Raw genomic sequence first — 11,881 nt, forward strand, 5'->3', positions numbered from 1 at the left:
ACACTCCTCCTGAATCTCATATCTTACATCTTGTCAAGAACCGACCGATGATACTATAACTTACTAAATTTAAAAAACGGGTGAAAATCTTGTACGGCAGACCAGTATTAAACAATATCCTCGAGGCGATAGGCAATACCCCGCTTATACCAATCAAAAGACTGAACCCTAACAAAAATGTGACAATCCTCGCCAAGATGGAATCCTTTAATCCAGGAGGCTCCATCAAGGACCGCATAGCCCTCTCAATGGTCAGCCGAGCTGAAAAAAGGGGCGAGCTAACCAAGGACAAAATCGTGATTGAAGCAAGCAGTGGAAACACTGGCATAGGCCTTGCAATGGTCTGTGCCGTCAAGGGCTACCGTTGCCTAATTGCCATGAGTGAAGGAGCAAGCATAGAGCGACGCAAGATCATGCAGGCATACGGGGCCGAAATACTCCTGACCCCAGCCAAATTAAGCACCGACGGGGCTATAGAGGCGATCTATAAGCTCATTAGGGATGAGCCTGACCGCTATTTCTGTACAGACCAGTTTAACAATCCCGACAATTGGCTTGCCCATTATGAAGGCACTGCGCCTGAGATATGGCGCGACACGAATGGAAAGGTCAACATGATCATCGCTACAATGGGCACCACCGGCACCCTCATGGGGATCACGAAGCGCATAAGGGAATTGGGTCCAAATGTACGCATCATAGGGGTGGAGCCCTATCTCGGGCACAAGATCCAAGGTCTCAAAAACATGAAAGAATCATACAGGCCTGGGATATTCGACAAGACCCTGCCCGATACGATAGTAAACATCCATGACGAAGAGGCCTTTGAATTTGCACGCAGGCTTGCGAGTGAAGAAGGGCTCTTTGTAGGCATGAGCTCAGGCGCTGCAATGGCTGCGGCCTTCTCTCAGGCATCAAGCATGAAGGAAGGCGTGATCGTAGTGATATTTCCTGATGGCGGCGAGAGATATCTGAGTACCAATCTATTTCTGCCACGGCGCAAGAACAAAGGCGAAGAGCAAGGAGGGCCAGTCATAAAACTCACCAACACGCTCACTAGGGAAAAAGAAAGATTCGAACCGCTGCTTGCAGGAAAGGTCGGTATATACTCCTGCGGACCCACTGTCTACGAATATGCGCATCTCGGCCTATGCAGACGGATGGTTGTTGCGGATCTTTTAAAAAGACTACTCCTGATGCAAGGCTATGATGTGACCCATGTGGTAAACATTACAGACATAGACGACAAGACTATAAAGGCCGCCCTCAAAGACAACATGGGGCTTGATGACCTTACTGATCGCTATTTCCAGGCCTTTCTAGAAGACGTCTCGGAGCTGAATATCCTTCCAGCTTCCTTTTACCCGAAGGCAAGCGCCCACATACCCGAGATGATAGATATTGCAAGGCGCCTGCTGGATGCCGGATATGCCTATGTAAAACACGGCTCCGTCTATTTCGACATATCAAAACTGCCGTCCTACGGCCGTCTGTCGCGTATAGACATATCAAAGATCCATGTGGGCAAGACCGTCGATCTCGACAACTACGACAAGGACAGTCCGGTGGACTTCACCCTCTTCAAAAGGGTAACCCTTGAAGAATTGAAAAAGGGGATAGGGTTTGAGACAAGCTGGGGGCAGGTACGCCCTAGCTGGCACATCGAATGCGTGGCCATGTCTATGAAGTACCTTGGAGAATATTTCGACATACATACGAGTGGTTGCGATCTCGTGTTTCCACATCACGAAAACGAGATAGCCATGGCCTCTGCATTGACAGGCAAGCCACTCGCCAAATACTGGATTCACAGCGAACTTGTCCATGCGGATGGAAAGAAGATGTCCCGAAGCCTCAAAAACATAATAACCCTGAGAGACCTGAAGAAGAAGGGATTTTCAGGCAGACAGATAAGGTTCTTTCTCTTGAAGACAAACTATCGCAAACCCCTTATTTTTTCATTTAAAGCGGTGCGTGAAGCGGTCCAGGCATTGAGACGCATAGACAGGTTTACAGCAGGTATAAAGACATTGATCGATCCATCGACTAATATTGAGAATACCGCTGATTATATAAAAGAAACGGTCAAGGAGATGGAAAATGGCTGGAGCACTGCGTTAAACGACGATCTCAATGTCTCAGGGGCCATCGGTGCGCTTGCCCGTATGATCCGCAAGGTAAATTACTATCAAAAGAACCATGGACTTACAGGTCCTGATGCAACCACTATTTTTAACGCCCTCAAGAAATTGGATGATGTCATGGCATGCCTTGACCTTTCCGGACAAGAAGACCAGCGGCTCGAAAATATCCGTTCCCTTATCGGTCTTCGCGAGGCGGCCAGAAAAAACAAGAATTGGGCCGAGGCGGACAGATTGAGGGATGAGCTCTTGAAGATGGGCGTAGAAGTCATGGATACATGCGATGGTGTAAGATGGCTGAAAAAGGAGTAAGCGCGGCCTCTCTTGTCCGCTCCGCCGGTCCAGTGACCATCGCGGTGTTCTTGTCAAGGCTCCTCGGACTCGTAAGGGAGCAGGTTATCGCATGGTTGTTTGGGGCTGGTATGGCCACAGATGCATTTGTGGTCGCATTCAGAATACCCAACCTGCTTCGAGACCTATTCGCCGAAGGGGCGTTGAGTTCGGCCTTTGTGACGGTCTTTACGGAATATGAGACAAGGCGCTCGAGAGAAGATGCGGCCCGTCTCGTAAACAATGTATTCACCTGTCTCGTCGTCGTCGTATCGGTGATTATGTTTATCGGGATGGCATTCTCAGGCGAACTTGTGCGCCTGCTTGCCCCGGATTTCGTTCTGATCCCTGGAAAGCTTGAACTGACCACCCATCTTGCGGTAATCATGTTTCCGTTCCTGCTCCTTGTATCCATAGCCGCCTTGTTTATGGGCATTTTAAATACCAGACGCCACTTTTTCATACCTGCCCTCTCGTCCAGTTTCTTTAATCTTGGCTCCATCGCCGTCGGTGTTATTTTTGCATACCTCCTCCCAAAATGGGGGATACCTGCCATATTTGGCATGGCAATAGGGACACTTGCTGGTGGTCTCGCCCAATTGGTAATTCAAATCCCACTGTTTTTGCGGGAAAATTTGAGTATAAGGCCGTTGATAGACCTCAAAGACCCCGGACTTAGACGTATAGCCCGTCTCATCATCCCGGCCATAGTCGGGCTTTCGGCTGTGCAGATAAATATCTTCGTGAACACAAACTTCGCATCCAGGTGCGCGGAGGGTAGTGTTGCATGGTTGAGCTACGCATTCAGACTCATGCAGTTTCCGATAGGCCTCTTCGGAGTGGCATTTTCTATTGTAACCCTGCCCGCGGTCTCGAGGCTTGCCGCACTGAGGGACATCGATGCCCTTGGGCACACGCTTGTATCTTCACTTATAATGGCCTTTGCCCTGACGGTACCGGCGGCCATAGGACTCTGGATACTGGCAGGACCAATTATAAGGCTTATCTTTGAACACGGGCGATTTACCGCCTTTGACACAATCATGACCGCCGAAGCGCTCAGATACTATGCCATAGGACTCATTGCATATTCGGCGGTAAAGATAGTAGTTCCGGTATTCTATGCATTAAACGACACACGCTGGCCTGTGATAGTGAGTTTTACAACAGTCCTGTTGAATATCGTAACGATATCCATGACCATCGACCGACTTGCCCACAAGGCGATAGCACTCTCCACCTCGATCACTGTAACCTTGAATTTTATCCTCCTCGCCATGATATTATACAAAAAGATGGGGCATTATCCTGTAGGAAGGCTCTTCTCAGGCCTTGGCAGGATATGCCTTGCAGGGGCCGTCATGGGAGTATTGCTTTTATTCATGGAATCCTACTACAGGCCCTCAAATAACCCTATTATACTCACCTTTCAGATAACCGGATATGTAGCTGCAGGGACGGCAATATATGCGGTTATGCTCTTTGTTTTGAGACTGCCGGAATTCAGAGAGGTATCGGCCGCCATACGAAGACGGCTATGTGCAGGCCGCGATTCCTTTTTTTAACGCAATTATGTGAACCTCGCCTGCAAAGTGAAGGGGGCTCTTGCCTGAGACGGGATCAAAGGCCGATGGATTTGCGCAGCAGAGGTATTGGACCTCTCTGCCGACGGCGCTTATGGCTTCCTTGCTGGTCATGCCTATCAACCTTGAGGTGACCTTCCAAGTTGCACCGCACGGTGCGCCGCGTCTGACCTTAATGCCTTCAATGCGCCCATCTCTCATTTCAACATCATATTCGGGGATACCGAACTGCTCGCCGTACGCCCCTGCCGCATACAGTCTTCCAAGGCCGCAACATGTAAAAGGCGCTATGGCGCCCTGAATGTGCTGCCCGGATGCAATCACCGGTATGCCCTTTTTGTTGCAGAGCCTTACCAGATGTTCAGAAAGATCGGGGTGTTTGAGAAAATCGAGCACCAGGTCCCCGTCGAAGTCTTCAGTTATGAATTCCTCGGGCTCGTCTATTACCGACGGGAGGTTTGCAGGCAGATCAAAAACCTTTTCTACGATTATATCCCGGCCGAATTCACTTATCCCGGCGGTTTTCAACCACCCTGAACCATGTTGTTCAAAAACCACGATCCTAAAGGGCATGAATTATATCCCCAAGCGTTGTCTTAAGGGTACAGCAGACATCGTGGATATGAATGCTCTCGAGACTCCTTGACTCTATCATAACCTCTGTCCTGGCAGGCATTGCCGTCCCAAAGTGTATACCCACCTCCCTGGCCGTTTGCCGCACTGCATCTTCTGCAAACTGTGGGGCAAGATGCGCCCTCATCACCATCTCGGCCTCATCGGACCTCTTTAAGAGGTCTTGGGTGACATGAAGCGCGGCCTCAAGACACTTAAGAAGGTCTTCGTAGGATGGATCTTCGCCGTATCTCTCAATAAAAAGGCGCGTAAAGGAACGCTGTGAATGGGTTATGAGCGGGAATGAGTTGCCCTTCGCGCTAAACAACTCCTCGTTATATACCTGGGTGCATGGACATGCGGTTATATGCGAAACAGAAAGACCTATCGTCTCCTTGAAATCCAGTTCTGTTTCAAGTCTTGTCACCTCGACCCTTGCCTCTATATCGAGTGCATCAGTGGATATCCTGTTACTTACCGAGGCGATGCGCCGGACTGGGACCTTCCCTTTAAGGTTTACGTATGCAATCCCACCTCTCTGTCGCTTGATTACCAGCTCTGCAAGTGCCCTTGCATAGAAACAGAGATCATTAAACGGCCTGCCGCAGAGGGACGAGACCGCCTCTTCCATCCTTGACATGTGTATGCCGCGCGAATCAGCCGGAAGGCTTACCCCGATATTTGCATCAAAGGGTAATTGCCCGAAGGGAAGACGTACCCAGAGTGTTTTGCCTGAGATACCAACAGATGTAAGCCCTATCCTGAACGAAGGGGCCTCCTCTGGGACATCGTGGGCATTTGCCAGGACCCTCGAATGTTCTTCGACTGGGATCGTCAAGGCTCTATTAACCCTTGCGCCTTCATGCCCACATACCAGTCCTGTACGCTCTTCCATTTCCAAGCCTCCTTGGCTGCAAACTCATGCATGCCCTTGAGCCGTAAGATCTCTTCTTGTCCTGCCAGACCAGACGCCATCACTGTCTTTTCGATCTTGCCTATGAGATTCAGGATATTGTCCGCCACCCCATTGGTATTACAAAGACACCCGCTGTGCAACGTCCTAATGGTTATGATCTCGGACACAAAACCAAAAGGAAATAGGACCGACAGCCTTAAAAAAAATACCCAGTCCTCACCGAGTACACCGCCTTCAAAACCGCCAGCCTTTTCAAACGCCTCTCTGGTCACACAAACCGACGATGGCACCAGGAAACACCACCTCACGAGCTCCCTAAAGACATCCCCTTCTATGGCGCGCCCACGTTCAGGGATAAAAAATTCCCTTTCCGGTCTTGAAATCATGTCGATATTTTTAGTGATGCCGTACGCCACATTGAGTCCCTTGGCTATAGCCGACATTAACGCCGAGACATGATTCGGGAGCCACTGGTCGTCGGAATCGAGAAACATCAAAAGTCCGCCGGCTGCAGCCGCTACCCCCATATTCCTGGCAAGACCTGGACCAATGCCACCTGTTTTTATGACCTTGACCTGTGGAAATCGTTTTTTTACGGCGGAAGGTGTTCCATCAATTGAGCCATCATCAACGACTATCACCTCAGAAACGGCCTTGGTTTGGCAAACTACACTTTCTATGGCCCTTAAGACCAAATCTTTCCTATCTCTTACAGGTATAATACAGCTAATCTTCATTTCTTTTCGCTTACATCCCGTCCAGGAGGAAAACACATGGCCGCATCTTTTATGCGACCCTCAAGCCTATATTCAATATAAGATGAAACCATAGGGAACATATCATCGAGATATGCGCCTATCTCCTTTTCTGTGGCACTGGTCTTTGTCTGGCAAAATAGGCACTTGCGTTCACCCCCACCTGTTGATGGAAGACCGAGGTCCTCAAGAAGGTGCCTGCCGACCGATTCGATATCCAGGTCTTCATAAAGTGGAAAGGCCGTTCTTATGCCGAATCTCTTTGAAAGATGCGCTGTTTTTTCCATGAAGACATAGGTCTGTTCAGGATAATAACCCTGTTTTTTCGTATAACCGGCAAGCATGGTAGGCGCCAGATGCTCAACGCAATAGATTATACCCCTGGCGTGCATGGCAAGTTTACAGGCTACACAGACGAGGTTCTTTCCGCCGTATTTAGGCATCAGGTCTTCATAGACGTCAAGCCACAGACCCTGAAAGAGTCTCCCCATATCAAGCTCTACATATGACGTCTTCGGGACCTTGTCCGGCTCTGGCGCCTGGGCTGCAAGTATCCGCTTGGCCACTCTCATGCGGTTTTTGGGAAAGGCCGGAAACCGCCCCATGCCGTTCAACATATGCAAAAGATGGATGCGTCTTGGTCTCGGTATAAGCGGATGCCTACCCGAAAAGGCAAGCGCATAGAGAGAAAGGGAATCGGTGCCGCCTGAATATAGAATAGCGACATCCTGACACTCAGGAACAGGCATCCAAGTCATAATCGTCACCTCTTTTTTATCTTATATCGCAAAAAGACCTCGCCACTTTCCTCAACCCTGGACTCAAAGAGTTTCATATCCAAGAAAGGTCTTCCCAAAGGCAACGGGCCGTCGGCAAGACTTGGCGCCCCTTTTTCACCGGAAAGTTTGGGCGTTATAGTCAAATGAAGTTCATCCACTATGCCTTCATAAAGCGCACTGTAATTAAGTCCGGCCCCGCCCTCAATCAAAACACCCTCAACCCCGAGCCTTGCCAGGGCAGAGACGGCGTCGGCAATTGAAAGCCCAAAAGGGCCTTTATTTATACCGACAACTGTGGCCTTTCTCCCGACCGACAGCCTGAGATCTGGAGCTATTTCCAGCCCTGTGAATATAATAGGTCTACGCCCGCGACCCTCTAGAAAGAGTCGCTTTCCGTAAACAGGTATTCGCCCTGAACCCGTTATGATGGCACGTATACGATTCCTCAACGTCACCCCGCCTGGACCAAGCATCTCTGGGTCGCCCAAACGCAGCGTGTTTGCACCAATCAGGCTTGCATCCGTCTCAAGGCGCATTTTCTCAAGATATTCTCTGTCGAGCGGGCTGCCCGAGACGATCGGCCCTATCCTGCCGCAGGCAGTGGACGCACATATGATTGTTACCTTCATGCCATCTCTTTGTCTTACGGCAGTCTTTTAATGAAATCTCTCCAGATATGTCAAAAGCCTTTGGGCCTCCTCTGGCACCTTTGGGATATCTCCATATAATATCTCGCTTGGCAGATAAGGATGCAGATAAAAGGCCTGGTTTGCGTCATAGTCATTGTAAATATATACCCCTTGTAAGGATACCCCTGCAAAGAATCCCCTCGCCCTTGAATATGAATAGACCTCGGCCTTAAGTGAAGCGTCTGTTGCAGCCTCGAGCTTCCTCCCTACAGGTCCTGCCGCCACTGAGAGATCAACACCCAGCGTCGCATTGTTGCTCAAAAAGGCCCTTACCCCCCTTTCGTTCATAATAACCATGACAAAGTCGACCGACTCAAGGCCTATCTGCCAACCAAAACTCCCACCACCCATGGTAAGAAATGTAGGCCCTTTCCATTTGTTAGTCTTTTGATCTCTAACAACCAGGATGCCCTCGCCGTAATTTGCGCCCAGAATAAAACCGCCTTTTATGACACCTGGGAAAATGGCTATGCCAGCACAGCTTGACAGAAGATCATGTGGTATACCTTTTTCGGGCGTAGCGTTCAACTCGTAAAGGACCCTGAAGGCGCTATCAACCCGCTGATAGACGCCTTGTCCTGCCGATGCCGCCACTGGATACAAGGCATATACAAAAGAAAAAATCAAAGGTAAGTAGCTGGCGTAGCGTTTCATAATAGGGTCCTTTTGTTTAAATTTGATAATAGCTATTAAAAATTTTTAACAAAAAGCCTGAGAAATTGCAATCTCTAGCACGAATCTGCATATAAAAAGATAAAACCTAAACCAGTCTGCTCAGAACCAGATTGGCGAGGCGTCTGCCACGTCTTGTAAGAAAGAGCCTTTCCGAATCATGATAAATGAGCCCGTTTTCAGTAAGTCGATCGATCTCGTCTCCGTAATAGCCAAGGACGTCGCGTCTCCATTCCGTCTGAAGGTCTTTGAAATGGATACCGTCCACAAGCCTCAGACCCATAACGACGGACTCACGAAACCTTGCGTCTTCATCTAGGACCTCCCTTGACCTAATTGGTATCTTTCCAGAGAAGACAGCTTCCATGTAACAAAGGACATCCGCCTCGTTTTTATACCGCGTCGGAGGGAGATATGAAACAGCTGCACAACCAAGCCCCAAGTAGGTCTTATTTTGCCAATAGGTAAGATTATGCCTACATTCAAGGCCTGGGCGCGCAAAATTCGATATCTCGTAGTGTTTGTAGCCGACTTCAGACAAAAATCCTTCAGTCATATCTGTTAAGAGCAAAATGGTATCTTCGTCAGGCAACACCACCCTACCCTGCTCAACCCAGGCCTTGAAATCGGTTCCGTCTTCAACAGCGAGTTCATAACAGGAAATATGTTCCGGCCCAAGCACCGCCGCTTTTTCAAGCGTCCTCTGCCACAGGACTGGATTATCGCCCGGCCAGCCATAGATCAGGTCCATGCTTATAACCTGAAAATCTACAGCTCTGGCCATTTTAAAGGCATTTATAGCATCTAAAACAGTATGACTCCTCCCCAGGGCCAAAAGTCCTTTCTCTGATAGAGATTGTACGCCGAGGCTCAGGCGATTTACACCGGCCGCCCTTACAGTTTCCAGCCATTTAGCGCTGACAGACCCAGGATTAGCCTCTACAGTGACCTCTACGCCAGAGGACAAAGACCATGAAAGACCTTCAAAGGCCGCCTTGACGACCCTGGCAAGACCGTCAGCCTGAATTGTGGAAGGAGTCCCACCCCCGATATACATGGTATCGAATGTGAGGGCACGAATATCATCCCGGACGGCATAGAGATCCAGTTCCTTCAGCAGGGCATTGAGATAACGCCGCTTAATCTCCTCGGGAAACGGCCTGGAGACAAAATCACAATACGGGCACTTTCGGGCACAGAAAGGGATATGGATATACAAAGCAGCCATATCATAAATAAACAGGATAATAAAAGGTCTTCAACTCATGCATTTATGTCTTGACACAGACCTGGATCGAGCCAGCGCTCCTCAGGAAACCTTTCATGAAAGAAGGCCGAAAGGGCTGCCATGACATCCTGAGGCCCAGGCATCTCAAGAAGCCGTTTTACAAGGACTGAGCACTCATCCTTATCGCACAAACAAATGAGACGCTTCACCCTTGGTATGGCGATGGCGTTCATGCTCAGCTCATCAAGCCCGATCCCGACAAGAATAGGGATATACATCGGTTCACCGGCCATCTCCCCGCACATGGCCACCTCTATACCGGCCTTGTGGGCCGCCTCTACCGTATAATGTATCATCCTCAGGATGCCAGGGTGAAGCGGTTCATACATATGCGCCACATGTTCGTTTGCCCTATCTATGGCCAAGGAATACTGTATGAGATCGTTCGTGCCGATGCTGAAAAAATCCACCTCTTTTGCAAGTATATCCGCTATCATGACCGCCGTTGGCACCTCGATCATGATGCCGATCATCATATGCTCATCAAACGGGATGCCAAGGCCCCTGAATTTCTCTCTGATTTCATCGAGATGCCTTCTTATCTCAAAGAGCTCCTGCCTTCCTGAGATGAGAGGGAAGAGCATCTTCACCCGTCCATAGACGCTGGCCCTCAAAATCGCTCTCAGTTGGACATCGAACAGATCTGGGGCCTTTAGGCAAAGACGAATGGCCCTCAATCCGAGGGCCGGGTTCAATTCCTCTCCGAATGAGACCGGCGCCGCGAGCTTGTCACCGCCTATATCAAGGGTGCGTATGGTAACAGGGTTGGGTGCCATGGCGGTTATTATGTCCCTGTATGCAGTGAACAATTCCTCCTCGCCCGGGAGTTCTTTGCGTGTCAAATAAAGATATTCGGTACGCAACAGCCCTATCCCATCAGCGCCGTGAAATCTCGCGGACGGGATCTCATCGGCCAGCTCTATATTGGCCTTCACCTTTACCGCAAAGCCGTCTCTGGTCACGGCCGGCAGGTGGCTATTATAGATGATATCCTGACGGTATCTGATGTAGCAGGTCTGTTTTTTCTTGTAAAGTGCAAGGGTATCGTCTTCTGGTGCTATGACCACCTCGCCGGTCAAGCCGTCAACAACCAGCACCTCCCCCGAAAATACCTCAGATGTGATATTTTCAAGACCGACTACGGCTGGGATCCCGAGAGACCTCGCAAGGATGGCAGTATGAGAGGTGCGGCTCCCTATGTCAGTCACAAAAGCAAGTATCTTGGATGGGTCAATCTGTACCGTATCAGCAGGCGATAGGTCATGGGCCACGATAATGACCGGTTCCCTGACCTTACTCAAGTCTCCTGCGGCATGCCCAGATAATAGGCCAAATATCCTTTCTACGACATAGTCAAGGTCCTTGACCCGTTCTCTGATATACTGGTCCGTTATCTTGCTGAAAAGCCCTCTTGCATGCTCGACAGCCAGGCTGAGCGCCCACTCGGCATTGATCTTTCTCTCGGCGATAAGTTTGAGTGTCTGATTATATATCATTCGATCTTTGAGCATCAAGAGGTGCGACTTAAATATCTCACTGTGACTACTCAATTCATCAGGCAATCCGGCCATCAGCATGTTTATGTGATTTTCTGCGTCTGAAACAGCCTTTTTGAAACGACGGATCTCGGGCCCAATCTCATGCCCTGACAGCACTGTCTGTGGTATCTTGAATTTATATTTGTCCAGAAAGAAAGCACGGCCTATCGCGATGCCTGGAGAGGCACCGACGCCGTTGAAGACAATTTCTCTGTGATTATTTTGTCTGGCGGCGGTCATGGTCAATCCCTTTCACCGAAACCACTTTCGATCAGTGCCTTGAGCGCCAAGACAGCGGCTGATGCATCAGGACCGCTCGCCCTGACCTTGAGACGACTGCCCATAGGACAAGCAAGCGTCAGCACCTCAAGGATGCTCTTGCCGTCCACAACAGCGTCGTCTTTTATCAGCCGCACATCGGATTCGAATTCACTAGCCAGGCTGGCGAAGCGTGACGCTGGTCTGGCGTGAAGGCCGAGTCGGTTTAAAATGATTACTTCCACCTCAAGGGAGTTATGAGACATGACCTTTTTAATTTTGTAACAAATACTACATAACATAAAAGAGCAAGACATGTT

The 11,881-nt window shown here is 49.5% G+C and carries 11 protein-coding genes; 2 read left to right on the top strand and 9 right to left on the bottom strand.

Going from position 1 to position 11,881, the window contains the following annotated elements; translation table 11 throughout:
- The first annotated feature begins 80 nt into the window (after nucleotides 1-80).
- Nucleotides 81-2,453 (top strand): cysteine--tRNA ligase, encoded by a 2,373-nt coding sequence (cysS, locus tag LGS26_RS07295; protein ID WP_407932009.1) that lies wholly within the window; start codon nucleotides 81-83, stop codon nucleotides 2,451-2,453.
- Entirely contained in the window at nucleotides 2,435-4,036 is a 1,602-nt protein-coding gene (murJ, locus tag LGS26_RS07300) for a murein biosynthesis integral membrane protein MurJ (protein WP_237888229.1), read from the top strand. The genes cysS and murJ overlap by 19 nt, the downstream gene beginning before the upstream one ends.
- Here murJ and dfsP read toward each other — a convergent pair.
- The 9 genes from dfsP to LGS26_RS07345 form a co-directional block, all read right to left on the bottom strand.
- Entirely contained in the window at nucleotides 4,007-4,627 is a 621-nt protein-coding gene (gene dfsP / locus LGS26_RS07305; RefSeq protein WP_237888230.1) for a DUF166 family (seleno)protein DfsP, read from the bottom strand. The two genes, murJ and dfsP, sit on opposite strands and share 30 nt — an antisense overlap.
- Entirely contained in the window at nucleotides 4,617-5,561 is a 945-nt protein-coding gene (locus LGS26_RS07310) for a GTP cyclohydrolase, FolE2/MptA family (RefSeq protein WP_237888231.1), read from the bottom strand. The genes dfsP and LGS26_RS07310 overlap by 11 nt, the downstream gene beginning before the upstream one ends.
- Entirely contained in the window at nucleotides 5,501-6,319 is an 819-nt protein-coding gene (locus tag LGS26_RS07315) for a glycosyltransferase family 2 protein (RefSeq protein ID WP_237888232.1), read from the bottom strand. Before LGS26_RS07315 ends, LGS26_RS07310 begins: the two co-directional genes overlap by 61 nt.
- Nucleotides 6,316-7,095 carry a hypothetical protein gene (locus LGS26_RS07320; protein ID WP_237888233.1) on the bottom strand — a complete coding sequence of 260 codons (780 nt, stop codon included), beginning with the start codon at nucleotides 7,093-7,095 and terminating at the stop codon, nucleotides 6,316-6,318. The genes LGS26_RS07315 and LGS26_RS07320 overlap by 4 nt, the downstream gene beginning before the upstream one ends.
- Nucleotides 7,096-7,100: 5 nt before the next feature.
- On the bottom strand, nucleotides 7,101-7,745 hold the full coding sequence (locus LGS26_RS07325) for a RibD family protein (RefSeq protein WP_237888234.1): 645 nt from the start codon (nucleotides 7,743-7,745) through the stop codon (nucleotides 7,101-7,103).
- 27 nt (nucleotides 7,746-7,772) lie between these two features.
- Entirely contained in the window at nucleotides 7,773-8,459 is a 687-nt protein-coding gene (locus tag LGS26_RS07330; RefSeq protein WP_237888235.1) for a lipid-binding SYLF domain-containing protein, read from the bottom strand.
- Nucleotides 8,460-8,565: 106 nt separating this feature from the next.
- On the bottom strand, nucleotides 8,566-9,705 hold the full coding sequence (hemW, locus tag LGS26_RS07335) for a radical SAM family heme chaperone HemW (protein WP_237888236.1): 1,140 nt from the start codon (nucleotides 9,703-9,705) through the stop codon (nucleotides 8,566-8,568).
- A gap of 35 nt (nucleotides 9,706-9,740) precedes the next feature.
- Entirely contained in the window at nucleotides 9,741-11,543 is a 1,803-nt protein-coding gene (ptsP, locus tag LGS26_RS07340; protein WP_237888237.1) for a phosphoenolpyruvate--protein phosphotransferase, read from the bottom strand.
- 2 nt (nucleotides 11,544-11,545) lie between these two features.
- On the bottom strand, nucleotides 11,546-11,827 hold the full coding sequence (locus LGS26_RS07345) for an HPr family phosphocarrier protein (protein ID WP_237888238.1): 282 nt from the start codon (nucleotides 11,825-11,827) through the stop codon (nucleotides 11,546-11,548).
- Nucleotides 11,828-11,881: the final 54 nt, after the last annotated feature.

The sequence above is a fragment of the Dissulfurimicrobium hydrothermale genome, from assembly GCF_022026155.1.
In the GTDB taxonomy this organism is placed as follows: Bacteria; Desulfobacterota; Dissulfuribacteria; order Dissulfuribacterales; family Sh68; genus Dissulfurimicrobium; species Dissulfurimicrobium hydrothermale.

Coding starts and splice junctions, on each gene's coding strand:
- murJ (WP_237888229.1), top strand. CDS start 2,435: ATGGCTGAAAAAGGAGTAAGCGCGGCCTCTCTTGTCCGCTCCGCCGGT.
- dfsP (WP_237888230.1), bottom strand. CDS start 4,627: ATGCCCTTTAGGATCGTGGTTTTTGAACAACATGGTTCAGGGTGGTTG.
- LGS26_RS07310 (WP_237888231.1), bottom strand. CDS start 5,561: ATGGAAGAGCGTACAGGACTGGTATGTGGGCATGAAGGCGCAAGGGTT.
- LGS26_RS07315 (WP_237888232.1), bottom strand. CDS start 6,319: ATGAAGATTAGCTGTATTATACCTGTAAGAGATAGGAAAGATTTGGTC.
- LGS26_RS07320 (WP_237888233.1), bottom strand. CDS start 7,095: ATGACTTGGATGCCTGTTCCTGAGTGTCAGGATGTCGCTATTCTATAT.
- LGS26_RS07325 (WP_237888234.1), bottom strand. CDS start 7,745: ATGAAGGTAACAATCATATGTGCGTCCACTGCCTGCGGCAGGATAGGG.
- LGS26_RS07330 (WP_237888235.1), bottom strand. CDS start 8,459: ATGAAACGCTACGCCAGCTACTTACCTTTGATTTTTTCTTTTGTATAT.
- hemW (WP_237888236.1), bottom strand. CDS start 9,705: ATGGCTGCTTTGTATATCCATATCCCTTTCTGTGCCCGAAAGTGCCCG.
- ptsP (WP_237888237.1), bottom strand. CDS start 11,543: ATGACCGCCGCCAGACAAAATAATCACAGAGAAATTGTCTTCAACGGC.
- LGS26_RS07345 (WP_237888238.1), bottom strand. CDS start 11,827: ATGTCTCATAACTCCCTTGAGGTGGAAGTAATCATTTTAAACCGACTC.